A 23,679-nucleotide genomic window follows, 5' to 3' on the forward strand; every position below is an offset into this window, starting at 1 on the left:
GTACCGGACGGCTGCTGCGGATCTCATGCGTCAACGCAGCGCGCCGTGTCTCTTCGGAAAATCGGGTCGGGCCTATCCGTCCGTCGAAACGCAGCTCAGCCCCGAGCCGTCTTCCGTCTGGCAGGCGAAATGGAGCGTCGATGCTTTCTCGCCCGCCGTCATCGGCAGGTCGAGGCGGGCGCGGTCCTTTTCGCCGGCGCACCAGATCGCCTCGACCGGCATGCGGTCGTCGGTGGCGTTCATCAGGTTGAGAACGCCCGTCTTCCGGTCATGCCAAAGCGTGAGCGTCAAACGGTCGCCGGGTTCGATCTGGCCCAGTTCGTCGGAATACCAGTGGGCAAGAGCCGCCCGGCAATCGAGGGAGGACCCGGTCTCATTGGCAACTGAGATATGAACCGGCTCGGCGCCTTCGGTTCCATGAATGATGCCCGAATAGGGCACATAGGCTCCACTTTCGGCCCTGGCCGGAGATGAGAAAAGCCCAGCAGACAGGGCAAGAACAACAACAAGTCTGCCAATCGCTTCCGTCTTGTGACGGGAAACCGACAACCAATCAGGGAACAGCATGATGAAAAACCTACTTGTATCTGTTGCGCTTAGCGTGGTGCTAGGAGCCCCGGCCGTATTTGCTGCGGAGGTAGATACCATAGCCATCCTCACTCCGGAACAGGGGAGTGACTACGGCTGGAACCAGCAGGGCGTCGAAGCGGCCAAGGCCGCTGCCGCGGCAACCGGTGTCGAGCTCATTGTCGCCGAAGGCCTGGGATATGGCGATGTTCGTGCGCCGATGCGTGAACTGGCGGCAGATGGCGCCGATCTCATGATCGCCCATGCAAGCGGCTACAACACCGCCGGTCCGGAAATCGCCAGGGAAACCGGCGTGCCGGTCGCAATCGTCGACAGCCCCGACGCGCTGGAGAAGGGACTTGTGGCCGACTACACGCTTTCAGGTCATGAGGGCGCCTATCTTGCCGGTCGTCTGGCCGCCAAGATGACGTCCACGGGAACCGTCGGCATCGTCGTCTCCGGTGAACCGCCATCCTGGAACTCGCAGTCGGCAGGCTTCGCCGAGGGCGTTCATGCCGAAAATCCGGATGTGAAGATCCTCTATTCGGTGATCGGCCCGGCGGCCTATTCCGACGCTGCCGGCGGCAACCGCGTGACGACATCGGTCATCGCGGCCGGCGCCGATATCATCTTCGGTCAGGGCAATGGTTCGAGCTTCGGCATGATCCAGGCCGTCGAATCCAACAAGGCCACAGACGGATCGGACGTGCTGTTCATCGACGTCATCGGCGACAAGTCCGAGCTGGACAAGGGTCACCTGTTGACCTCGGTCGTGTGGGACATGACCCCGGTCTATACCGCGATGATCGAGGATCTCCGCGCCGACGAGTTCGGCACCCACGGCTACTCTATCAGCCTCGCGGACGATTCCGTCAAGCTGATCAAGACGCCGCAGGTCGATGAGGCCGCCTGGACCGAGGTGATGGCGCTGCGCGACCAGATCATCGCGGGCGAAATAACGGTCGAGCCGAAATTCGATGCGGCTGATGTCCGCGCTCTGGTCACCGTGACTGAGTGAGCGTGTCCGTGGCAAATGCAGTGGCAAACACGACGAACCTGTCCCCGGAAACGGGGGCAGGCGTCATCGGCGTACACGGCGTAACCAAGCGCTTCCCCGGCGTGATTGCGGTCAACAATGTTTCGCTCACAATTCATCCCGGCGAGGTGCACGTCCTTCTGGGGGAGAATGGCGCCGGTAAATCGACGCTGGTCGGCATTCTCTCCGGTTTGCAGCAGCCGGACGAGGGCTATTTGTCGCTCAATGGCGAGAAGACCCGGCTGACCAGTCCCTCGGCCAGTCTCAGTGCCGGTATTAGTACGGTCTTCCAGCATTCCATGCTGGTGCCGACGCTGACGGTTCTGGAAAACCTGACGCTGGGTGCGCCGTGGTATGAGCGTCCGCCCCGTGCGCGGATCGCGGCGCGCATGGAGGAACTGAAGCGGCAATTCGCGCTGTCCCTTCCTCTTGACGCCATTACCGGCGAGCTTTCGCTCGGCCAGCAGCAACAAATCGAGATCGCCCGTGCGCTTCTGCGCGACAGCAAGGTGCTGATCCTCGACGAGGCGACGTCCATGCTCACCCCGCAGGGCGCGCAGGAGCTTGGCGAACGGATGCAGCAACTCGTCAGGAGCGGGCTCGCGGTGATCTTCATCACCCACAAGCTTGCCGAGGCCTATCGGTATGGCAACCGCATCTCCGTGCTGAAACAGGGCGCGCTTGCCGGTGAAATGGGTCCGGAACAGTTGCAATCCATGTCGGAGGACGAGGCTGTCGACGAGATCGTGCGCCTGATGTTCGGCCGCGAGGCCGGCGCCACCTCCACCGAGCACAGGCAGAGCACGGCCCGCGGCGATGTCGCTCTCAAGGTCGAGAACCTGTCGACCGAGGGCGATGCCGACGTCATGGGCCTTCATGATATTTCATTGAGCCTGCGGGCCGGCGAGATCGTCGGCGTCGCCGGCATTGACGGTAACGGGCAAAAGCAGCTCGCCGAGGCGCTCGCGGGCCAGCGGCCGTTGAAGTCCGGTCGCGTCGCGCTCGACGGCGAGGACATCACCCGCGTCTCGATCGCGCAACGCCGCCGCAAGGGGCTGCGCTACCTGACCGACGACCGTCTGTCCGAAGGTTCGGTCGCCGCCTTCCCTGTCGCCGAAAACACCGTGCTGAAGGATATCGGCCAGCCGCCCTTCTGGGTGAACGGCGTGGAGCGTCCGAACCGGATCGCCGAACATGCGCGCGATCTGATCGCGAAATTCTCGGTGCGCACGCCGAGCGAGACGACCCCGATCGGGCGGCTTTCGGGCGGCAATATCCAGAAGGTGCTGCTCGGGCGCGAACTCTTCGGCGAGGCGCGCGTGGTGGTGTTCAACAAGCCGACCTATGGGCTCGACCTCCAGAACATCGACGCCTCGCGCCAGCGCATCGCCGACATCGCCGGACGCGGCCTTGGCGTGCTGCTCATCTCCACCGACCTCGACGAGCTGATGGCCCTGTCGGACCGGATCGCGGTGATGGAAGGCGGCCGGATCCGCGGCATCGTCGAAAACGACGGCAGCGGCGAGGCCCTGCGCCTGCGCATCGGCCGGATGATGGCCGGCGAGGAAGAACACAAACAGGCGACGGCATGACCATGCAAGACGACATCAAAATCGCATCTGCGGACACGGAGACCGCCGCCCCCGCCGGGGCGCGGCCGGTGAACGAGCGCAGCGCGGTCCAGCGCATCCTGACCTTGACGGTCGGGCCGATCATCGCGGCCTTCCTGCTGTCGGCGATCATCCTGACGATGGTCGGCGTCAATCCGCTGACCTATTACGGCTACATCCTCGAGCGTTCGCTGTTTTCAGGCCTCGGCCTGCAGCAGACGGCGACCCGCATGGCACCGCTGCTGTTTCTCTGCGCGAGCCTCATCGTCGCCTTCCGCGCGGGGATCTGGAATCTGGGAACCGACGGGCAGTTCCTGCTTGGCGCTGTCGCCTCCGCTGCGACCGCGCCGCTTCTGGTCGGCGTTCTGCCCGGCTGGGCCGTGCTTCTGGTCGGCTTCCTGCTGGCCGGCATCGTCGGTGCCCTGTGGTCGATCGTCCCGGCGTTGCTGAAGGCCTATCAGGGCGTGAACGAGATCATCACCACGCTGATGATGTCCTTTCTGGGCGTGCTTCTGGCCTCCACCCTGGTCAAGCTGGTGTTCCGGGACCCGGCAACCACTGTGCCGCAGACCCGCACGCTTCCGGTCGACGACCGGCTGCCGCGCCTGTTCGACACCTCGATTTCGAGCGGGCTGATCTGGGGCCTGATCGCCGTGCTCGCCGTCCATCTGATGATGACCCGCACGGCCTTCGGGCTGCGGTTGCGGATGGTCGGCGCGAACCCCGTCGCCGCCACCCATGCGGGCCTCTCCGTGCCGCTCCTGACCATGGCCACCTTCGCACTTTCGGCGGGCCTTGCCGGGCTTGCGGGCGCCTCGGAAATTCTCGGCGTTGCCGGCAACGTGCCCGCCAACTGGAACCCGGCCTACGGGCTGATGGTCATCCCGCTGGTGTTTCTCGCCCGCTTCAACGGCATCGGCGCGATCGTGCTCGTGTTCTTCTACTCGGCTCTGATGATCGGCAGCGAGAGCGCCGCGCGCCGTCTCGGCGTGCCCCAGAACTTCACCCTCGTCCTGGTCGCGAGCCTGCTGATCTGCCTCGGGCTCGGCGAATATATCGACCAGCACAAACGCAAGAAGGAGCGTTGAGATGAGCGGATTGCTGACCGAGGCGTTTCTGTCGTCTCTGTTCACGGGCGCGATCGTCGCCGCCATCCCGATGCTTCTCGCCGGTCTCGGCGAGCAGATGTCGGAAAAGGCGGGCGTGCTCAATATCGGCATCGAAGGCATGATGCTGATGGGCGCCTATCTGGGCTTTCTCATTGCCTTCAAAACCGAGTCCCTCTGGCTCGGCTTTCTCGGCGGCATGCTCGGCGGCGTGCTTGTCGCCATCGTCATGGCCGTGCTCTGCGTGCGTCTCGGCCTCAACCAGATCGTGATCGGCATCGGCCTGACGCTCGGCGTGGAGGGACTGACGGCGCTGCTCCATCATTTCCAGTTCTCGCGAACCTATCCGCGGCTGCCCGCGCCTGAGCGGGTGAACATTCCCGGACTGACCGACCTGCCGGTGATCGGGCCATCGCTCTTCGGCCGTCATCTGATCGTCTATTTCGCGCTGCTGGCGGTCGCGGTGCTGGCGTACCTTTACCGGCGCACCAATCTCGGTATGACGCTTCGCGCGGCCGGCGAACGACCTGCGGCCCTCGACGTCGCCGGCGGCAACGTGCTCGGCATTCGCGTTTTCGCGGTCCTGTTCACCGGCGCCATGGCAGGCCTCGGCGGTGCCTATCTCGCCAATATCGGCGCCGGCCTGTTTCTCCCCTTCATGACCGGCGGCGCCGGCTTCATCGGCATCGTGCTGGCCATGCTGGCGCGGGGACGGCCGCTCTGGGTGCTGATCGGCTCGCTGATCTTCGGCGCGGCCCTGTCGCTGACCACCGCCCTGCAGGTCGCGGGCTCCAACATTCCGACCGACGTCATCCAGATGCTGCCCTTCGCGGCGGTGATGCTGGTTCTCGTGCTGTTCGGACGCCGGGCCAAACTGCCGGCGGCGCTCGGCGCGGCTTACGAACGCGGCGCCCGCTGAGCGGCGCCATCACCCATCCGGGCCGAAGCGGCCCGACAGACACATAGGAGACGTGAAATGGCAGATACCAAAGTATTCCTCCTCGACGGCGGCTCGCTGGTGCTCGACGGTTTTCACATCTGGTGGAACAAGGGCCCGGGCGGCGAAGTGCGCTTTCCGGTCTATTCCGTGCTCGTCGATCACCCCAAGGGCAAGTTCCTGATCGATACCGGCTACGATTTCGACCACGTGCAGAAGGTCCTGCCGTTCGAAAAGCCGCAGCAGACGAAGGATCAGACCATTCCCGGCGCGCTGAAGCTTCTGGGGCTCGAGCCCAAGGACATCGACGTCGTGTTCAACTCGCATTTCCACTTCGACCATGTCGGCGGCAACAAGTTTTTCCCCGACGCCAAGAAGATCTGCCACAAACAGGAACTGCCGCAGGCCGCAAAGTGCCAGCCCTTCGAGGTGCTGGGTTATTCCGACCTGGCGTTCTCCACCGAGGTGGCGGAAGCGCGCGGCATGACCGACCAGCTCGGCGCCGGACAGACGGCCGGCAACACCAAGTTCGAACTGATCGAGGGCGATGTCGAGCTCGCGCCGGGCGTGACGCTGATCTACACGCCGGGCCATACCATCGGCCACTATTCGCTGCTGGTCGAATTCGACACCCGTCGCCCGCTGCTGCTGACCCTCGATGCCGCCTATACCCGCAAGAACTACGAACACGACATCAATGCCGGCTTCCACATCGACCCCGTGGCGGGCGTGAACTCCATGCGCCGCCTGAAGGAGATCGAGACCGCGAAGGATGCCGAGGTTCTGTTCAGCCACGATCCGGAGAGCTTCAAGGACTACAAGACCGGCGTCAATTTCTACGGCTGAGGAGGGCCAGATGAAATATCCTGAGACCAAACCACCTGTGTTCACGCTGACGGCCGGGCCCGTGGACGCCTACCCGGAAGTGCTGCGCGCGCTCGGCACCACGGTGCTCTACGATTATGATCCGGCCTTCCAGGCCTTCTTCGAGGATCTCACCCTCAAGGCGCAGGAAGCGCTCGGCTGCGACCTGCCGCCGCTGATCCTGCAGGGCGAGCCGGTGCTGGCGCTCGAGGGCGCCGCCGCATCGCTGATTGCGAAGGACGACGTGGTCCTCAACCTCGCCTCCGGCGTATACGGCAAGGGCTTCGGCTACTGGGCCGCGCGCTACGCCAAGAAGGTCGAGGAGATCGAGGTGCCCTACAACACCGCGATCGATCCTGAAGACGTTCGCGCCTTTCTCGAGGAACATCCCGAGGTCAGGATCGTCTGCGTCTGTAATCACGACACGCCGTCTGGCACGCTGAACGACATCGATGCCATCGGCGCCGTTGTCGCCGACGCCGGCGCGCTGCTGCTGGTCGATGCGGTCTCGTCCTGGGGCGGCATGCCCACGAGCCCGACATCGAGCCAGGCCGCGATCTACGTCACCGGCCCGAACAAGTGCCTCGGTTGCCCGCCGGCGCTGTCGCTGGTCGCCGTATCCGAGGCGGCTTGGGCCAAGATCGAGGCCAATCCGGACGCGCCGTTCGCCTCGATGCTGAGCTTCACCGACTGGAAGAACGCCTGGAAGAAGACCGAGCCCTTCCCCTTCACCCCGTCGGTTGCCGAGCTCAACGGCCTCAGCGCCGCGCTCGACCGCTATCTCGATGAGGGGCCGGAAGCCGTCTGGCAGCGCCATGCGGTGACAGCAAAGGTCTGCCGTGAAGGCATCAAGGCCATGGGCGTCGAGCTCTGGCCCGTATCCGAGGACATTGCGTCCCCGACCGCGACGGCGGTGAAGATGCCCGACGGCATTGATGCCGGTCCTGTGCTGGCGGAGGCCCGCGCGCGCTATGGCATCTCCATGTCGGCGGGGCGGGCGGAAACGCTCGGCAGGCTGATCCGCATCGGACACATGGGGCCGACGGCGCAACCGGCCTACGCGCTTCTGGCGGTCGCCGCGATCGGCGGCGCGCTCAAGGCATCGGGCGCAAAGGTGGATGTGGCGGCAGGGCTCGCCGCAGCGCAGGCCGCCTGGGACGCAGCAATCGACGCATAAGGCCGGAAACGGCGACAAAAGAAAGGAAAGAGGGAATGAGTACCAGTCTTGAAGGCCGCAAGGCCGTGGTCACGGGCGCAGCACAGGGCATCGGCAAGGCGATTGCCCTGGCGCTCGCCGAAGCCGGCGCAAAAGTGGTGATCTCCGACATCAACGGCGAGGGCGCAAGGGCGGCGGCTGCCGAAATCGGCCACGGCGCTGTGGGCGTCACCTGCGATTCCACCAAGGTGGACGAGGTCAACAAAATGCTGGAAGATGCCGCCGAGAACGGCGCCATCGATATCCTTGTCAACAACGCCTCCATCGTCCCCTATATTGCTTGGGACGACGTGGATCTGGCGCACTGGCAGAAGATCATCGACACCAATCTGACCAGCGTCTTCATCGCCAGCCGCAAGGCGACCGACATGATGCGCGCCGCCGGCCGCAAGGGCACGGTGCTCAACATCGCTTCGAACGCCTTCTATGCCGGCACCCCGAACATGTCCGCCTATGTGGCGGCGAAGGGCGGCGTGGTTGGCTTCACCCGGGCTCTGGCGACCGAAGTCGGCAAATACGGCATCCGCGTCAATGCGGTGACGCCGGGCCTGATCGAATCCGACGGCGTCAAGGTCAGCCCGCACGCCGAAAGCTTCGGCTTCGTCGAGATGCTCCAGGCCATGCCCGGCAAGGGCCAGCCCGCCGACATCGCCAAGGTCGTCGCCTTCCTCGTCTCCGACGACGCTGGCTGGATGACCGGCCAGTGCGTCAACGTCGACGCCGGCATGATCCGCCTCTAAGGCCGCATCGCCGAACGCCGGTGCGGACCGGCGGGCTGAGAATGAGGGTTTACTCCCAAAATGAAGCAGAGTGCGGCCGGTTCACGGCGGCCGCACTCAGATGCCCCCGCCCGAACGGGTGCTACTCCAAAAGGCTTGCTCCGCAGACCTTCGGCCTTGTCCCGCCGGCACGCTAGTCCGTCTGCTGATCGCTGCCGGGATATTCGACCGGCTCCTTTTGCAGCACGGGCGCGACCGCCTCCGTATTCATCGTCATGATGCTGGCGGCGAGCCCGATCTTCCTGAATTCCGTGGGACTGACGCGGAAGTAGCGGCGAAAGGCCTTTGCGAAATAGTTCGGGTCTGAAAATCCGGCCATGCCGGCGACTTCCTTGATCGTGTGATCGCCGCTGGCCAGAAGCCTTGTCGATTGTTTCAGTCGGCGCAGCAGCACATATTCGGCCGGCGGCATGCCTTCCGACTGGGCAAACAGCCGCGAGAAATGGGAGCGGCTGAAGCCCGATATTTCCGCAAGGCTTTCGACCGGAAGCGGCTTCTCCAGATTGGCGTCGATATGGTGCAGCACCCGCTGCATTGCGCGGCTCTCCACCGGCGGCATGGTGTGGGCGCCAAAGACGTCATCATAAAGCAGCATGGTGACTTCATAGGCAACGGCGGAGGCCCGGGCAGGGGTGTCGGTTTCCGACGAGATCAGTCGCCGGAGACAATCGGCAAGCTGGTTGACGGTCGTCTCCTTCAGCTTGAGCACCGGCCCTGTCGTTGCCAGCACCGCTCGCTGGATTCGCATGGCCTCCTCGCCATTGAGAGAGATCCAGAAGAACTCCCAATAGCCGTCTTCCTCCAGCCAGTAGCAATGGTTGTGCGGCACCAGCGTGAGCATGGTCTCACCGGGCCTGACGCGGAAGGTCTGGTTCTCGAACCTGAGATTTCCGGCGCCCGCGATCGTGTGTTGAATCACCGAGAAAGGGCTCTGGCCCCGTCGCCTCCCATCCCATTTGTAGTCCGGCTGGGTGCGGATCTCGTAGCCCGTACTGACCGGCATTGCGTGCAGGTCCTGGTGGCCGCGGGGCAAGGAAATCAGCCGCCCGATTGGCGCCCTGTCGCGCAATTCCTGCAGCACAGAATTACCCATGAAAGCACAATCCCTCTCTGTGATGTCCTGCCGAGTGCTGCATAATGCAGCTCGGGAGTTTGAAACACAAGCGCTACAGGCAGTACCCATCCGTTTGACCGGGATCCCTTCATGGGGATTTCGCAGCGGCTTTCGATTGTCTGTTGCACTGGATTTTACCCTGTATGTTGGTTCTTGTTTCGGGGAGGCGGACATGAGCGCTTTCAAAATAGCCATTATCGGCGCCGGCAGCGTCGGTTTCACCAAGACGCTCTTCAAGGATATCCTGTGCGTGCCCGAGTTCGCGGGCATCGAGGTCGCACTGACCGATATCAGCGAAAAAAATCTCACGATGGTCAAAACCATCCTTGAGAAAATCGTTGAGGCGAACGGCCTGCCGACGAGGGTCACCGCGACCACGGACCGCCGCAAGGCGCTTGAAGGTGCGCGCTATGTGATCTCGTGCGTGCGGGTCGGCGGGCTTGAAGCCTATGCGGACGATATCCGCATTCCCTTGAAATATGGCGTCGACCAGTGCGTCGGCGACACGATCTGCGCGGGCGGCATCCTTTACGGCCAACGCAACATTCCGGTGATCCTGGACTTCTGCAAGGATATCCGCGAGGTCGCCGAGCCGGGGGCCCGTCTGCTCAACTATGCCAATCCCATGGTGATGAACACCTGGGCTGCGACGGAATACGGCAAGGTGGACACGATCGGTCTTTGCCACGGCGTCCAGCACGGGGCGGAGCAGATTGCCGAAGTGCTCGGCGCAGAGCCCGGTACGCTCGATTATATCTGCTCCGGCATCAATCATCAGACCTGGTTCACCGACCTGCGCGTCGACGGCCGCAAGATCGGGAAGGACGAGCTGATCTCCGCCTTCGAGGCCCATCCGGTGTTCTCCAAGCAGGAGAAGGTTCGCATCGATGTTCTGAAGCGTTTCGGCGTCTATTCGACCGAAAGCAACGGCCATCTTTCCGAATATCTCCCCTGGTATCGCAAGCGTCCTGAGGAGATCACCCGCTGGATCGACATGTCCGATTGGATCCATGGCGAGACCGGCGGCTATCTGCGTTACACGGCGGAAAACCGCAACTGGTTCGAGACCGAGTATGACGGCTTCCTTGCGGATGCAGCACAGCCGATCGACCCGAAGAAGCGCTCGAACGAACATGCCAGCTATATTCTGGAAGGGCTGGAGACCGGCCGGGTATATCGCGGTCATTTCAACCGCAAGAACAATGGTGTGATTACCAATCTTCCGGACGACTGCATCATTGAATCGCCCGGTTTCGTGGACCGGTTCGGGCTCAACATGGTGGCTGGCATCACGCTGCCCGAGGCATGCGCGGCAACCTGCATGTCCTCGATCAATGTGCAGCGCATGTCGGTTCATGCCGCGGTTACCGGTGATCTCGACCTGCTGAAGCTTGCGGTTCTGCACGATCCGCTGGTCGGCGCCGTCTGCACGCCCGAAGAGGTCTGGCAGATGGTCGATGAGATGGTCGTCGCCCAGGCCGCGTGGCTGCCGCAATATGCCGGTGCCATTGAAGGCGCGCGCGAGCGTCTTTCGAAGGCGACCGTCAAGACACGCGAATGGGACGGGGCCGCCCGCCGCCGGGTCCGCTCGGTAGAGGAGATGCGCGCGGAAAAGGAAGCCGAGCGCGCGGCGGCCAACGCCTGATCACGTCCATATCCATCGGTCCGGCGCATAGCCGGACTGTAGCATCGCTGTGCTTGGAGACCTGTGGGTAGGAGCCGGGCTTTCGAAACAGCATCTGGGAGGCGGAAGGCCTTCAGACCAACGCATCAGAAAAGGGAGGAAAATCGATGACATCTCGCATTTTGACCCGTCGATTGGCGGGAATCTTGGCAGCCGGCATATCGACCATGGCACTTGCAGCCGGTGCGGTTGCATCGGACATGACGGTGGTGCCGGTGCAACCGGACTTTCCGGCCCAGTCCAAGGTCACCTATGTGCCGCGCGACGCGATCGAGGAATTCAAAGCGCTACCGTCTTACTCCGAGCCAGAATGGGTGACGGAGCAATTTGTCGAGACCGGAAAGCTGCCGCCTGTCGCAGAGCGCCTGCCGAAGGAACCGCTCGTGTTCAAGACCGGGAACATGCCCGATGGCGTCGGCGACTACGGCGGTACGTTGCGCCATGTCATCGGCGGCCGTCCGGAAGGCTGGAACTACCAGGCCGGCCAGGTCCAGGGGTGGGGCGGGATCGACATCGGCATGTTTGAATGCCTCACCCGCACCGCGCCGCTTTATCAGGTCGAAGCCAGCGACATGGAACCCTTGCCCAACCTTGCTAAGAGCTGGGAGTGGTCGGAAGACGGCCATACGCTGACCATGCACCTGATAGAAGGCGCGAAATGGTCTGATGGCGCTCCTTTCACCTCTGAAGACGTGATCTTCATGTGGGAAGACAATATTGTCGACCCGAATGTCAGCCCTCTCAACGGCGCAAGCAAGGAAAGCTTCGGATCGGATACCGCGCTGAAGGCAATCGATGACTACACCGTCGAATGGACCTTCGCCGAAGCCTTCCCGCGTCAGTATCTCTTCAACATGGCCTATGGCAATTTCTGCCCCGGCCCGGCGCATATCCTGAAAACCAAGCATCCGCGCTATGCCGATACGACCTATGACCAGTACAAGAATGCGTTTCCGCCCGAAATGCTGAACTGGCCGGTCATGGGCGCATGGGCGCCGGTCGAATACCGCTCCGACGACATCATCGTTCTGCGCCGCAATCCCTATTACTGGAAGGTCGACGAGGATGGCCGCCAGCTGCCCTATATCGACGAGCTGCAATACAAGCTCTCCACCTGGGCTGACCGCGACGTGCAGACGATTGCCGGTTCCGCCGATCTTTCCAACCTGGAGCAGCCGGAGAACTTCGTGGTCGCACTGCGTCGCGCCGCCGAAGAAACTGCTCCCGCCCGTCTTGCCTTCGGTCCGCGCCTGATCGGCTACAACATCCGCATGAACCTTTCCGGCAATGGCTGGGGCGATCCTGACGAGCGCGCCCAGGCAATTCGTGAACTCAACCGCAATCCGGATTTCCGCAAGGCCGTGACCATGGCGCTCGACCGTCAGGCGATCGGGGATTCACTGGTGCGCGGTCCGTTCACGGCGATCTACCCGGGCGGCCTCAACTCCGGAACCAGCTTCTATGACCGGGAGTCGACCTATTACTACCCCTATGATCCGGAAGGGGCGAAGGACCTGCTCGCTTCTCTCGGCCTCAAGGACACGGACGGCAACGGTTTCGTCAACTGGCCTGCAGACACCCTCAATGGTGAGGACGTCAGCATCGTGCTGCTGGTCGGGTCGAACTACACCACCGACGTCAACCTTTCGGAGGCCGTGATCGGCCAGCTCCAGCAGGTCGGCCTCAGGGTCATTCAGAACGCACTCGAAAACAATCAATATGACGCAATGCGTTCCGCCGGCGAATTTGACTGGCAAATTCTGCGCAACCCCACGTCGCTGGCCTCAGTGGTTCAAGGTACAAGCGAGCTTGCTCCCGTAGGTCCGCGCACCAGCTGGCATCATCGCGCCGGCCCTGACGGAACGCTCGACCTGATGCCTTACGAACAGGAGATGGTCGATATCGTCGAAAAGTTCATTGCGACTGACGATGACGACGAGCGCGCCGAGCTGATGAAACAGTATCAGTCCGTGGTCACCCAGAATGTCGATATGGTCGGACTGACGGAATATCCAGGCGCACTGATCGTGAACAAGCGCCTCGACAATGTTGCCGCCGGTGCACCGATCTTCATGTTCAACTGGGCTGAGGATGCAATCATCCGCGAACGCATGTTCGTTCCTGCAGCCGACCAGCAGGATTACGAGCTGTTCCCGAAAACCCTGCCGGGTGAACTGGGCGGCGACGGCCCGGTCAAGGGCTGACGATCGGAAGCGTCGCGGCTGCTCCCGCAAGGGTGCCGCCGCCAACTTCCCGGGCCGGTGACCTTCTCTCCTCGGGTTGCCGGTCCGGATAGACAAGGGACGCAAGGACAAAATGGTTCGATTTCTCTTCAACAGGATCGTGTCGGGGCTGATGCTGCTCTTCGTGCTCAGCATCGTCACCTTCGCCATCATCCAGGCGCCGCCCGGCGATTACAGCGATTACATCCGCTCGCAGGCGATCAACCAGGGCGGAGCCTCTTTCGAGCAGGCAGATGCTCAGGCACAGGCCTATCGAAAAGCCCATGGCATGGATGCACCGATGCCGGTCCAGTATGTCAACTGGATCACGGGCATCATCTTCCACGGTGATTTCGGACAGAGCCTCTACTATAACAAGCCGGTGTCTGATGTCGTCGCCGAACGGCTGCCGCGCACGCTGGCACTGGCTCTGACCTGCCACATCCTCGCGTCCATTCTCGGCATCGGTTTCGGCATCGTCGCGGCGACCCGCCAATATAGCTGGATCGATACCGCTCTGTCGGGGGTCGCCTTTCTCGGCATGACGGTGCCGCGGTTCCTGATGGCCCTCATCATCGTCTATGTCCTTGTCTTCCATTTCGATGTCAGCGAAGTGGGCAGTTTCTTCTCGCCGCAATATGGCGGTGCGCCCTGGTCCTGGGGCAAGTTCACAAATCTTCTGCAACACATATGGCCGGTGATCGCCATCGCCACCTTTGGCGGGCTCGCCTACAACATGCGGGTCATGCGCGGCAATCTGCTCGACACGCTCAACATGCAATATGTCGAGACGGCGCGCGCCAAGGGGCTTTCGGAGCGCAAGGTGATCATGCGCCATGCGGTGCCCAATGCGCTGCATCCGCTGGTGATGTATCAGGGCGTGGTGCTGCCCTACATGCTGACCGGCGAGATCGAGGTCGCCATCATCTTCGCGCTGCCGACCGTCGGCCCTGCAATTGTCGGTTCCATGCAGGTCGGTGACGTCTATGTCACGGCCACCTTCATGCTGCTGCTCTCGGCCATGCTGCTGATCGGCAACATCATCGCCGACCTTCTGCTCGTGGCGCTGGATCCGCGTGTCAGACAGACCGGGAGGGCGCAGGCATGAGCGATAACATTCTTCACACCATCGACGCGGTCAAGGAACCGGACGCCAACAAGAACGAAACCTATCTGGCACTGGTCTGGCGGCGTCTGAAGCGCTCGTTTTCCGGCATGATGGGGCTGGTCCTGGTGGTCTTCCTGCTCGTCATCGCTGTCTTTGCCGACTTCCTGTCGCCTGCCGATCCGCGGGCCACCGGCGTAGCCTACCAGCCGCCGCAGATGGTGACCGTGTTCGGCAAGGACGGAGAATTCGTGTTCCCGCCGCGCGCCTATCCCCTGGGCGACACCGGCGAGCTCGATCCGATCACCTTCCAGCCGCTCGTCGGCAAGGATTACGACAATCCGCAGATCGTCGGCCTGTTCGTGAAAGGGGCGCCCTACAAGCTTTTCGGCGTCATCCCGGCGAACCGGCATTTCATCGGCGCCACCGATGGCTCGGTGATCCACTTCTTGGGCACTGACAAGCTCGGCCGGGACGTGTTGTCGCGCATTCTCTACGGTTCGCGCATCTCGCTCCTGATCGCATTGACAGTGGTCAGCGTCGTGACCATCGTCGGAACATCGGTCGGGATGACGTCGGGCTATTTCGGCGGGCCGGTGGATGCGTGGATACAGCGGTTCGTGGAACTGGTGCTTGCCTTTCCGCAGCTTCCCTTCTATCTGGCGCTGGCCTCGCTCATACCGGTGACGGCGCCCACCAAGGTGTTCCTGGGTTTCGTCATCGCGGTGATGTCTGCACTTGGCTGGGCGCAGATGTCACGGGAGGTGCGCGGCAAGACCATGGGGTTGGTGCGCATGGATTATGTGCGGGCTGCAATCGCGGTTGGTGCGACCGACAAGCGCATCATCTTCCGCCATATCCTGCCCAATGTGATGAGCCATGTGATCGTGGCCGTCACGCTTGCCATCCCGACGGTCGTCCTGCTCGAGGCTTTTCTCGGCTTCCTCGGCTTCGCCGTCAAACCGCCGATGATTTCCTGGGGGCTGATGCTGCGCGACACGTCCAACTACGCCGTCATCGGCGCCTATCCCTGGCTGCTGTCGCCGGTCGCCTTCGTACTTCTGACGGTCTTCGCCTTCAACGCCTTCGGCGATGGCCTGCGCGATGCCATCGACCCCTACTGAGAAGGAGACGCTTGCGATGACTGATGAAATCGGACATGACACGGCGCCTGCCACACGGCGCGACCATGGCGAACAGCAGGGCGCGCCGATTATCGATGCGCGCCATGTCGCCGTCGATATCGAAGTCGAGGACGGCACGGTCAATGCCGTGCGCGATGTCTCCTTTCAGCTCTATCGCGGGGAGACCATCGCGATCGTCGGCGAATCCGGCTCCGGAAAATCCGTCACCGCCCGCACCATCATGGGGCTGTTGCCAAAGCGGGCACGCGTCGGCAAGGGCGCAACAATCACCTATGACGGCGCGGATGTGCTGAAGTTTTCCGAGAAGCAGCGCCGCCAGATGCGCGGCGCGCGGATATCGATGATCTTCCAGGAGCCGATGAGTTCGCTGAACCCGATCTACACGATCGGTGCGCAGATCGTCGAGGCCATCCAGACCCATCGCCGCGTCAGCCGCAAGGATGCGGAGGCCGAGACGCTGGAACTTCTGAGGCAGGTGCAGATCCCCGAACCTGAAGCCCGGCTGAAGCAGTACCCGCACCAGCTTTCCGGCGGCCAGCGCCAGCGCGTCATGATCGCGATGGCGCTGGCCAACAAGCCGGACGTGCTGATTGCCGATGAACCGACGACCGCGCTCGACGTCACCGTTCAGGCGCAGATCCTCGGGCTCATCCGGGAGCTGCAGCTGGAGCTCGGCATGGCCGTCATCCTCATCACCCACGACCTGACGGTGGTCAAGCACTTCTCGGACTATGTCTATGTGATGAGCAAGGGCGTGGTGCGCGAGCACAATACAACGAAGGCGCTGTTTGCCGATCCGCGCCATCCTTACACGCAGAAGCTTCTGGGCTCCGAGCCATCCGGCGAGGCGAACGCGCTTCCCGAGGGATCGCCGATGATACTGGAGGGCAGGGATGTGCGCGTCGCATTCACGCTGAAGACCGGCACATTCTTCAAGTCGAGCTACAGCGAGCTCCTGGCCGTCAACGATCTGTCGATCGCCCTGCGCAAGCACGAGACCCTCGGGCTGGTGGGCGAAAGCGGGTCCGGCAAGACCACGTTCGGCCAGGCGCTGATGCGGCTGATCCATTCCGATGGCGGCGCGGTCCTGTTCGACGGCGAGCATATCGAAGGGCATTCGCGTGACCAGATGCGGCCGCTGCGTTCCCGTATGCAGGTGGTGTTCCAGGACCCGTTCTCATCGCTCAATCCGCGCATGACGATCGGCCAGATCATCGAGGAAGGGCTGATCGTCAACGGCATCGGGTCGTCCGGCAAGGACCGCAACGAGCGGGTGCGCGATGCACTTGTCGATGCCGGCCTGCCGGGCTCGATCACCCACCGGTTTCCGCACGAGTTTTCCGGCGGTCAGCGCCAGCGCATCGCCATTGCACGCGCGGTGGCGCTGGAGCCGGAATTCATCCTGCTCGATGAGCCGACCTCGGCGCTCGATCTTTCCGTCCAGGCCCAGATCATCGAGCTTCTGCGCAAGCTCCAGCGGGAACGGGGCCTGAGCTATCTCTTCATCTCGCATGACCTGAAGGTCGTGCGAGCGCTATGCCACCGTGTCTGCGTGATGCAGCACGGCCAAATCGTCGAACAGGGCCCGGTGCGCGATGTGCTGGAAAACCCGCAGACAGAATATACGAAGCGGCTGGTCAAGGCCGCTTTCGAAGTTGCCGCCTGAATTTGAGGAATTCAAACATGACAAGACAACCAAAAATCACCTTCATCGGCGCCGGTTCCACCGTCTTCATGAAGAATATCATCGGCGATGCGTTGCAGCGTCCGGCTCTGAAGGACGCATCCATCGCACTGATGGACCTCAATCAAGAGCGTCTGGCGGAAAGCGAAATCGTCGCCGGCAAGCTTGCGAAGACGCTCGGGTCGAAGGCCAAGATCACGACCCACACCAATCAGCGCGCAGCACTCGACGGCGCCGATTTCGTCGTTGTCGCCTTCCAGATCGGCGGTTACGAACCCTGCACCGTCACCGATTTCGAAGTGCCGAAGAAATATGGCCTCCGGCAGACCATTGCCGATACGCTGGGCGTTGGCGGCATCATGCGCGGTCTTAGAACCGTGCCGCATCTCTGGTCGATCTGTGAGGACATGATGCAGGTTTGCCCGAATGCCATCCTGCTGCAATATGTGAACCCGATGGCGATCAACACCTGGGCGATTGCGGAAAAATATCCGAAGATCAAACAGGTCGGTCTCTGCCATTCGGTGCAGGGCACGGCCGGCGAACTGGCGCGCGATCTCGATATCCCTTACGAGGAAATCCGTTACCGCTCCGCCGGCATCAACCACATGGCGTTCTTCCTGAAATTCGAGCATCGTCAGAAAGACGGCAGCTACCGCGATCTCTATCCCGATCTGCTGCGCGGCTACCGTGAAGGTCGGTTCCCGAAACCGTCCAGCTGGAACCCGCGCTGCCCCAACAAGGTGCGCTATGAGATGCTGACGCGGCTTGGCTATTTCGTGACCGAAAGCTCGGAGCATTTTGCCGAGTATACGCCCTATTTCATCAAGGAAGGCCGCGAGGACCTGATCGAGAAGTTCGGCATTCCGCTGGATGAATATCCGGTGCGCTGCGTGGAGCAGATCGCGAAATGGAAGGATCAGGCCGAGGAATACAGGAAGGCGGATGAAATCAAGGTCGAGCAGAGCAAGGAATACGCTTCTTCGATCATGAATTCCGTCTGGACCGGAGAGCCCTCCGTGATCTACGGCAATGTCCGCAACAATGGCTGCATCACGTCGCTGCCGGAGAACTGCGCTGCCGAAGTGCCCTGCCTTGTGGATGCATCGGGCATCCAGCCGACCTTTGTCGGCGATCTGCCCCCGCAGTTGACGGCGCTGATCCGCACCAACATCAATGTCCAGGAGTTGACGGTTTCGGCCCTCGTCAACGAAAATCGGGAACATCTCTACCATGCCGCGATGATGGATCCGCATACGGCCGCCGAGCTCGATCTCGACCAGATCTGGTCGCTCGTCGATGACCTGCTGGCAGCCCATCATGACTGGATCCCGGAATGGGCGCGTGTGGAACGGCAGGCGCGCTCGGCCTGAGGCTGATCGACCGGTTCAGCCGCGAGGGCAGGGGCGACAAAAAGCACAATGCAGCCAGGTGGAAACACCTGACTGCTTGAAAATGCTTCGAAACGATGAGGCAGATCGTCTTGGCGTTTCCGTGACGCGCAAAGGCGAATGCGCCGTGTCCATCTGTATCGGAACCCACGAGCCGGTTTCAGACCGCCCCCCTTTCAAGGCGGGGCGGTCTTTCTTTTCAAGCCCGCTGCTTCTTCCATGCGCGCGTTCTTGGGGCATCAGCAAGACGTTCCGTCGCCTCGATCGCATGGCTTGCGGCGTGGCGGGGCGGCGAGATTAGAGCGCGATCAGGCCGCTTCTCAGGAATGCGCCTTTGCCTTGTCGACGGCCTGTCGGTCGCCGGCGTTTGCGCGAGGCGCGTCGAGAAGTCCCATCAGCCGTTCTGTGTCGATCGCGCGGCAGGTGCCGACGGCGGGGCGGGCGAGCGGCACATCGGTCGCGGCGCAGAGTGCGTTCAGGATCGCTTCGTCCACGGCTTCGACCGCGGCGAGATAGACCGGATCGAGAAGCTCGTCGTTCAGCATTGTCATCGTCCGCCATGGGCCCGAAAGCTGCGGCAGCGCCATGGCGTTGGCGGTTGAAAATGCCAGAAAGATATCGCCGGAATTGTTGCCGCCCGGTGTGCCGGACCTGCTGATGCCGATCGAGGCGCGGCGCGACAACCGTTCCAGTTGACCGGGCGAGAGCGGCAGATCGGTCGCGAGCACGACGATGATCGAGCCGCGCTCGGTCTGCATGTCGGGGATCCGGTCTTCATTCATGCTTTGCCCGACGCGCTTTCCCGCGACCGTGAGCCAGGGCCTGAGCCCATGATTGGCCTGAACGAGCGTGCCGACCGTGAAGGACTTTCCGTCGATCTCGACGATGCGGGAAGCCGTTCCCGTGCCGCCCTTGAACTCATAGCAGATCATGCCCGCGCCACCGCCGGTATTGCCTTCTGCGACCGGTCCCGGTTTTGCGGCGTCGATGGCGGCGCGCGCGTGCTCCTCGCGGATGTGCAGGCCGTTGATGTCGTTCAGCACGCCATCATAGGTCTCGGCGACAACAGGCATGGCCCACAGATGCGCGTTTTCCCAATGCGCGCCATAGGTCTCGATCATCCAGCGCACGGTGGCATGGTGAACGATCCCGACGGAATGGGAGTTCGTCAGCATCACGGGGCCGCAGAACCATCCGCCATCGCGCACCCAATGGGCGCCGGTCATTTCGCCATTGCCATTGAGGCTGAACTGGCCCGCGAAGACAGGCCGCGGAACCGGATCGCGGCCGCGCGGCAGGATCGCTGTCACGCCGGTCTGGACGGGAATGCCGCGCGAGGCGAGCGCCGGGTCCTCGGACGACAGAAGTTCCACCGTGCCGACCTCGATGCCCGGGATGTCTGTGATCGCGTTGAGCGGTCCCGGCTGGCCCTGCAGCGGGATGCCGAGCGCGCGCGCGCGGAGCTTGGAGGTCGTCATTGTTTTCTCGATCTGAAATAGAGGCCGATTGCGGCAATCATGATGGTGAAGACCAGCATCGACGTCGCGATGGCATTGATCTCGGGTTTGATGCCCCGTCGAAGCATGCCCCAGATGTGAATTGGCAGGGTCGTGTCGCCCGGCCCGGCGATAAAATAGGTGATGACGAGATCGTCCATCGAAATGATGAAGGCGAGCAGGGCAGCCCCCATCACACCCGGGGCAATCGAGGGAAGCGTAACGCGCAGGAACGTCTGACGCGGCGTGGCGCCAAGATCGGCGGAGGCTTCCTCCAGCGCCATGTCGGTATGGGCGAGCCGCGCGGAAACAGTGACGAAGACATAGGAAATGAGAAAGGTGCAGTGGCCGATGATGATCGTCACGGTCGACAGGTTCATGCCGATGGTGACGAAGAAGATCAGAAGCGCGATGCCGAGAACGATATCGGGCATGACCATCGGGACGACAAGCAGCGTGTTGTACATCCAGGCGAGGCGGAACCTGTAGCGGGCGACGGCAATTGCGAGTGCCGTTCCGGCGATCGTCGAGATGAGCGCGGTGGACGATGCAACGGTCAGGCTGGTGTAGATCGAGGCATAGAGCTGCGCACGGCTGTCGATATATGTCGAACTGTCGGCGATATGGGTCTCGAAACCGAAGATGAGTCGGTACCAGTCGAAGGTGAAGCCATCCCAGATCATCATGTTGACCGGGTTGGCATTGAACGAGAAAATGACCACGAACAGGATCGGCAGGTAGACAAAGGCCATGAATGTCAGGCCATAGAGGGTGAGCAGACGAGATTGTTTCACCGTGATGCCTCCCCGCGTCTCGAGAGCTTCAGCTGGACGACCAGCAGAATGAGGATGGCCGCCATGACGAGCATGGCCAGGGCCGCTCCGAACGGCCAGTTCCGCGCCGACAGGAATTGCTGCTCGATCAGATTGCCGATCATCACCACCTTCGCCCCGCCGAGTACCGAAGGCACGATGAAGTTGCCGAAAGCAGGGATGAAGGTGATCACCGACCCGCCGGCGATGCCTGGCAGCGTGGCGGGCAGGATGATCCGCCGGAATGTCTGAAAGCGGTTTGCACCAAGATCGGCGGAAGCCTCGATCAGGCTGCCGTCCAGTTTCTCGACCGAGGCGTAAACCGGCAGGAACATGAATGGAATGAAGACATATGTCATGCCGATGATGACCGCGAAATCGGTGTAGAGGAACTCGATGGGCTCGCTGGTGAGACCGAGCCCCATCAGCGCCTGGTTCAGGAAACCCGTCGGCCGCAGGATCAGCACCCAGGCAAACAGACGAACGATCAGGCTGACGAAGAACGGCAGCGTGACCAGGAAAATGCTGACTTCCTTCAGCGCAGGCCGCATCCGGCTGACCCAGAAGGCGGCAGGGTAGCTCACGAGCAGCGTGGTCAGCACGGTGAGGGCCGCCAATCGCAATGACCGTAGGAATATCCAGAGATAGACCGGATCGAACTTCTCGTACTTGGTATCTGCCCAGCCGAGAATGCGGCCGTAATTGAGATGGAAGAATTTCCATTCGACGCCGCCGTACAGGCCCGGCGTGAGAAACGAGTAGACCAGCATGATCGCGAGCGGCGTGAAAAAGAACACCAGAAGGAAGACGGTCGGCACGCTCAGCAAACCGAACAGTGAAAGCGAGGAACGGGTCGAGAGTTTCATGCTTGCTCCGGCACAAAATGGAACTGGCCGGGCTCGGCATGCAGCGTGATACTGACGCCGGGTTCGATGGTCCTTTCGCTGGCGCGCACCAGTGCCTGGATCGTCCCGAGGGCGGCGTTTTCGATCTCGAGCGTATAGTCCTTGCCGCTGTAATAGCTTTCCCTGACGACGCCTGAGAATGCGAGCGTGTTGTCGCCATGTCCGTCAAGCGAGAGCGCTTCGGGCCGGATCATCAGTGTGGCCTTGTCGCAGCCAAGATCGCAGGAAACGGTCTGACCGTCAGAGAGCCTTGCCGTCCCTGAGGCCACATCAACCGGGAAGAGATTGCTCTCGCCCAGGAATTTTGCGGCAAACAGGTTGACCGGACGCCGGTAGAGTTCCTCCGGCTTTCCAAGCTGCTGGATCTTCCCGTTTGCAAGAACAGCAATCCGGTCCGACATCGTAAGCGCTTCTTCCTGGTCATGGGTCACGAAGATGAAGCCGATGCCGAGTTCCGACTGGAGGTTCTTCAATTCCTTCTGCATCTTCTGCCGCAGGTTTTTATCGAGCGCGGAAAGCGGCTCGTCGAGGAGCAGAAGTTTCGGTTTCGCAATGAGCGCGCGCGCCAGCGCGACACGCTGCTGCTGCCCCCCGGACAACTGCCCGATACTGCGCCTTTCAAGACCGCCAAGGCCGACAAGTTCCAGGATTGCGCCGACCCGGCTTGCGGTTTCCCTGCGATCCGTTCCTGCAACCTCGAGCGCATAGGCCACGTTCTTTCCGACGCTGAGATGCGGAAACAGCGCGTATTTCTGGAACACGGTGTTGACCGGTCTTCGATAGGCCGGCATGTCGGTGACGACCATGCCGTCAACCGCCACATCGCCCTTGTCGAGGCTTTCAAAGCCGGAAACGGTGCGCAGCATCGTGGTCTTGCCGCAACCGGATGGTCCAAGCAGCGTCAAAAACTCGGATGACGAAACCTTCAGGGAGACGTCATCCAGCGCGGTGATGGTGCCGCCCTCGGGCGTGCGATAGGACTTGCTTGCCTTGAAGATTTCGAGAAGCGGTTGCATGTCGGCCTTCCGTCATGGGTGGGCCGGGCGAGGTTCGTCCGGCCGCCATTTATGCTTACTGGGTGGTCTTGATGCGGGTCCATTCGCGGTCGTAGAGCTGCAGGTCGCGACCGAGATCCTCGAAGATCTGAAGCTTGTCCAGAACGTCCTGTGGCGGATAGATCGTCGGATTGGAGGCAATCGCTTCCGGGATCAGCGACCGTGCCGGAACGTTCGGCGTCCCGTTCATCTGCTGCTCGACGTTCAGCGCCGCAATCTCGGGCTGGAGGTAGAACTGCAGGAAACGGATGGCGTTTTCCTTGTTGGGCGCGGATTCCAGAACGCACATGTCCTCCTGGTACATCGTCGCGCCTTCCTCCGGGATGATATAGCCCAGCACGTCCGGATGCTCGGCGACGAAGATGTTGGCGCCGACATACCAATGCGCGGCAGCAACGTCGCCCGAAATCACAAGGGGAATGGAATCGTAGGAAAAGGCCGAGACCGGTCCGATATGATCGATGATGTACTGTGCTGCGGCATCGACTTCGTCTTCGTCGGTGGAATTGACGGAGGTGCCGTTCATGATGTGGCCGATGCCGATGGTTTCGCGCAGGTCATCGAGCAGGATGATCTTCTTGTCCTTGTCGGCAAGCGCGAAAAGGTCCGCCCAGCCCTTGATGTCGCCGGCTTCGGCCTTGTTGTAGACGATGCCCACATTGCCGAATGCGTAAGGGAGGCAGTAGGCTGCATCCGGGTCGGTCTTTGCCCGGACGAATTGAGGATCGATGTTCTCGAAAGCAGGGTCGGTGCCGATGTCGGTCTTGGCGAGAAGGCCGAGCTTGAACATGATGTCGTGCATGTGGACCGATGGGAAGACGACGTCGTAACCGGTCGCGCCGGCCTGGATCTTCGCAAGCATTTCCTCGTTGGAGCCATAGGTGTCCAGCGTCACGTCTATGCCTGTCTCCTCCGTGAATTTCTCCAGGACGGCGGGTTGATATAGTCACC

General features: G+C 62.0%; 20 protein-coding genes. 13 read left to right on the plus strand and 7 right to left on the minus strand.

Translation table 11 applies throughout. The features are described from left to right. Positions 1 to 72 precede the first annotated feature (72 nt). Positions 73 to 567, minus strand: a complete 495-nt coding sequence (locus tag HPQ62_RS02355; RefSeq protein ID WP_174800892.1) for a hypothetical protein — start codon at positions 565 to 567, stop codon at positions 73 to 75. A gap of 1 nt (position 568) precedes the next feature. Here HPQ62_RS02355 and HPQ62_RS02360 point away from each other — a divergent pair, with 1 nt between their 5' ends. The 7 genes from HPQ62_RS02360 to pldH are packed head-to-tail and all read left to right on the plus strand — an operon-like array spanning position 569 to position 8,076. Further along, positions 569 to 1,585 carry a putative B6 ABC transporter substrate-binding protein gene (locus tag HPQ62_RS02360; RefSeq protein WP_244629521.1) on the plus strand — a complete coding sequence of 339 codons (1,017 nt, stop codon included), beginning with the start codon at positions 569 to 571 and terminating at the stop codon, positions 1,583 to 1,585. A 20-nt stretch (positions 1,586 to 1,605) separates the two neighbouring features. Beyond that, on the plus strand, positions 1,606 to 3,195 hold the full coding sequence (locus HPQ62_RS02365) for a putative B6 ABC transporter ATP-binding protein (protein ID WP_342343663.1): 1,590 nt from the start codon (positions 1,606 to 1,608) through the stop codon (positions 3,193 to 3,195). Beyond that, positions 3,192 to 4,301, plus strand: a complete 1,110-nt coding sequence (locus tag HPQ62_RS02370; protein WP_244629522.1) for a putative B6 ABC transporter permease subunit 2 — start codon at positions 3,192 to 3,194, stop codon at positions 4,299 to 4,301. Before HPQ62_RS02365 ends, HPQ62_RS02370 begins: the two co-directional genes overlap by 4 nt. A gap of 1 nt (position 4,302) precedes the next feature. Next, complete coding sequence (locus HPQ62_RS02375; protein ID WP_174800894.1) at positions 4,303 to 5,238, plus strand: putative B6 ABC transporter permease subunit 1; 936 nt, start codon at positions 4,303 to 4,305, stop codon at positions 5,236 to 5,238. 57 nt (positions 5,239 to 5,295) lie between these two features. Then, positions 5,296 to 6,102: a 4-pyridoxolactonase gene (gene pldA / locus HPQ62_RS02380; protein WP_174800895.1), complete on the plus strand. Its 807-nt coding sequence runs from the start codon at positions 5,296 to 5,298 to the stop codon at positions 6,100 to 6,102. Positions 6,103 to 6,112: 10 nt separating this feature from the next. Continuing rightward, entirely contained in the window at positions 6,113 to 7,297 is a 1,185-nt protein-coding gene (gene ppaT / locus HPQ62_RS02385) for a pyridoxamine--pyruvate transaminase (protein WP_174800896.1), read from the plus strand. Between the two features lie 35 nt (positions 7,298 to 7,332). Beyond that, the gene (gene pldH / locus HPQ62_RS02390) at positions 7,333 to 8,076 is read left to right on the plus strand and encodes a pyridoxal 4-dehydrogenase, SDR-type (protein WP_174800897.1); all 744 of its coding nucleotides are present in this window, start codon (positions 7,333 to 7,335) and stop codon (positions 8,074 to 8,076) included. A gap of 172 nt (positions 8,077 to 8,248) precedes the next feature. On the opposite strand, the gene HPQ62_RS02395 is transcribed toward pldH, so the two are convergent. After that, positions 8,249 to 9,208: an AraC family transcriptional regulator gene (locus tag HPQ62_RS02395; RefSeq protein ID WP_174800898.1), complete on the minus strand. Its 960-nt coding sequence runs from the start codon at positions 9,206 to 9,208 to the stop codon at positions 8,249 to 8,251. 193 nt (positions 9,209 to 9,401) lie between these two features. Between HPQ62_RS02395 and melA (HPQ62_RS02400) the strand changes: the two genes are divergently transcribed. The 6 genes from melA (HPQ62_RS02400) to melA (HPQ62_RS02425) all read left to right on the plus strand — a co-directional run bounded on the left by melA (HPQ62_RS02400) (position 9,402) and on the right by melA (HPQ62_RS02425) (position 18,442). Then, positions 9,402 to 10,874 (plus strand): alpha-glucosidase/alpha-galactosidase, encoded by a 1,473-nt coding sequence (melA, locus tag HPQ62_RS02400; RefSeq protein ID WP_174800899.1) that lies wholly within the window; start codon positions 9,402 to 9,404, stop codon positions 10,872 to 10,874. Between the two features lie 206 nt (positions 10,875 to 11,080). Further along, the gene (locus tag HPQ62_RS02405; RefSeq protein WP_244629558.1) at positions 11,081 to 13,117 is read left to right on the plus strand and encodes an ABC transporter substrate-binding protein; all 2,037 of its coding nucleotides are present in this window, start codon (positions 11,081 to 11,083) and stop codon (positions 13,115 to 13,117) included. A gap of 112 nt (positions 13,118 to 13,229) precedes the next feature. Next, entirely contained in the window at positions 13,230 to 14,243 is a 1,014-nt protein-coding gene (locus tag HPQ62_RS02410) for an ABC transporter permease (protein WP_174800901.1), read from the plus strand. Continuing rightward, complete coding sequence (locus tag HPQ62_RS02415) at positions 14,240 to 15,364, plus strand: ABC transporter permease (RefSeq protein WP_174800902.1); 1,125 nt, start codon at positions 14,240 to 14,242, stop codon at positions 15,362 to 15,364. The genes HPQ62_RS02410 and HPQ62_RS02415 overlap by 4 nt, the downstream gene beginning before the upstream one ends. 16 nt (positions 15,365 to 15,380) lie before the next feature. Continuing rightward, positions 15,381 to 17,051 (plus strand): ABC transporter ATP-binding protein, encoded by a 1,671-nt coding sequence (locus tag HPQ62_RS02420; RefSeq protein WP_174800903.1) that lies wholly within the window; start codon positions 15,381 to 15,383, stop codon positions 17,049 to 17,051. A gap of 17 nt (positions 17,052 to 17,068) precedes the next feature. Further along, a complete protein-coding gene (gene melA / locus HPQ62_RS02425) occupies positions 17,069 to 18,442 on the plus strand; it encodes an alpha-glucosidase/alpha-galactosidase (RefSeq protein WP_174800904.1) in 1,374 nt (457 codons plus the stop codon). A 338-nt stretch (positions 18,443 to 18,780) separates the two neighbouring features. Here melA (HPQ62_RS02425) and HPQ62_RS02430 read toward each other — a convergent pair whose 3' ends face one another. The 5 genes from HPQ62_RS02430 to HPQ62_RS02450 are packed head-to-tail and all read right to left on the minus strand — an operon-like array spanning position 18,781 to position 23,623. Beyond that, entirely contained in the window at positions 18,781 to 19,938 is a 1,158-nt protein-coding gene (locus tag HPQ62_RS02430) for a DmpA family aminopeptidase (RefSeq protein WP_174800905.1), read from the minus strand. Then, a complete protein-coding gene (locus tag HPQ62_RS02435; protein ID WP_342343664.1) occupies positions 19,935 to 20,750 on the minus strand; it encodes an ABC transporter permease in 816 nt (271 codons plus the stop codon). Before HPQ62_RS02435 ends, HPQ62_RS02430 begins: the two co-directional genes overlap by 4 nt. Then, positions 20,747 to 21,634 carry an ABC transporter permease gene (locus HPQ62_RS02440; RefSeq protein ID WP_174800906.1) on the minus strand — a complete coding sequence of 296 codons (888 nt, stop codon included), beginning with the start codon at positions 21,632 to 21,634 and terminating at the stop codon, positions 20,747 to 20,749. The genes HPQ62_RS02435 and HPQ62_RS02440 overlap by 4 nt, the downstream gene beginning before the upstream one ends. Continuing rightward, positions 21,631 to 22,689, minus strand: a complete 1,059-nt coding sequence (locus tag HPQ62_RS02445; RefSeq protein ID WP_174800907.1) for an ABC transporter ATP-binding protein — start codon at positions 22,687 to 22,689, stop codon at positions 21,631 to 21,633. Before HPQ62_RS02445 ends, HPQ62_RS02440 begins: the two co-directional genes overlap by 4 nt. A gap of 55 nt (positions 22,690 to 22,744) precedes the next feature. Further along, the gene (locus HPQ62_RS02450) at positions 22,745 to 23,623 is read right to left on the minus strand and encodes an ABC transporter substrate-binding protein (protein ID WP_342343665.1); all 879 of its coding nucleotides are present in this window, start codon (positions 23,621 to 23,623) and stop codon (positions 22,745 to 22,747) included. Positions 23,624 to 23,679: the final 56 nt, after the last annotated feature.

Source organism: Martelella limonii, from assembly GCF_013344475.1.
GTDB classification, from domain to species: Bacteria; Pseudomonadota; Alphaproteobacteria; order Rhizobiales; family Rhizobiaceae; genus Martelella; species Martelella limonii.

What these genes read in the sequence shown, in the direction of transcription:
- HPQ62_RS02445 (WP_174800907.1), bottom strand. Translation starts at nt 22,689, where the DNA reads ATGCAACCGCTTCTCGAAATCTTCAAGGCAAGCAAGTCCTATCGCACG.
- pldA (WP_174800895.1), top strand. Translation starts at nt 5,296, where the DNA reads ATGGCAGATACCAAAGTATTCCTCCTCGACGGCGGCTCGCTGGTGCTC.
- HPQ62_RS02395 (WP_174800898.1), bottom strand. Translation starts at nt 9,208, where the DNA reads ATGGGTAATTCTGTGCTGCAGGAATTGCGCGACAGGGCGCCAATCGGG.
- HPQ62_RS02430 (WP_174800905.1), bottom strand. Translation starts at nt 19,938, where the DNA reads ATGACGACCTCCAAGCTCCGCGCGCGCGCGCTCGGCATCCCGCTGCAG.
- HPQ62_RS02410 (WP_174800901.1), top strand. Translation starts at nt 13,230, where the DNA reads ATGGTTCGATTTCTCTTCAACAGGATCGTGTCGGGGCTGATGCTGCTC.
- HPQ62_RS02360 (WP_244629521.1), top strand. Translation starts at nt 569, where the DNA reads ATGAAAAACCTACTTGTATCTGTTGCGCTTAGCGTGGTGCTAGGAGCC.
- melA (WP_174800899.1), top strand. Translation starts at nt 9,402, where the DNA reads ATGAGCGCTTTCAAAATAGCCATTATCGGCGCCGGCAGCGTCGGTTTC.
- melA (WP_174800904.1), top strand. Translation starts at nt 17,069, where the DNA reads ATGACAAGACAACCAAAAATCACCTTCATCGGCGCCGGTTCCACCGTC.
- HPQ62_RS02370 (WP_244629522.1), top strand. Translation starts at nt 3,192, where the DNA reads ATGACCATGCAAGACGACATCAAAATCGCATCTGCGGACACGGAGACC.
- HPQ62_RS02440 (WP_174800906.1), bottom strand. Translation starts at nt 21,634, where the DNA reads ATGAAACTCTCGACCCGTTCCTCGCTTTCACTGTTCGGTTTGCTGAGC.
- HPQ62_RS02355 (WP_174800892.1), bottom strand. Translation starts at nt 567, where the DNA reads ATGCTGTTCCCTGATTGGTTGTCGGTTTCCCGTCACAAGACGGAAGCG.
- HPQ62_RS02415 (WP_174800902.1), top strand. Translation starts at nt 14,240, where the DNA reads ATGAGCGATAACATTCTTCACACCATCGACGCGGTCAAGGAACCGGAC.
- HPQ62_RS02420 (WP_174800903.1), top strand. Translation starts at nt 15,381, where the DNA reads ATGACTGATGAAATCGGACATGACACGGCGCCTGCCACACGGCGCGAC.
- ppaT (WP_174800896.1), top strand. Translation starts at nt 6,113, where the DNA reads ATGAAATATCCTGAGACCAAACCACCTGTGTTCACGCTGACGGCCGGG.
- pldH (WP_174800897.1), top strand. Translation starts at nt 7,333, where the DNA reads ATGAGTACCAGTCTTGAAGGCCGCAAGGCCGTGGTCACGGGCGCAGCA.
- HPQ62_RS02405 (WP_244629558.1), top strand. Translation starts at nt 11,081, where the DNA reads ATGGCACTTGCAGCCGGTGCGGTTGCATCGGACATGACGGTGGTGCCG.
- HPQ62_RS02375 (WP_174800894.1), top strand. Translation starts at nt 4,303, where the DNA reads ATGAGCGGATTGCTGACCGAGGCGTTTCTGTCGTCTCTGTTCACGGGC.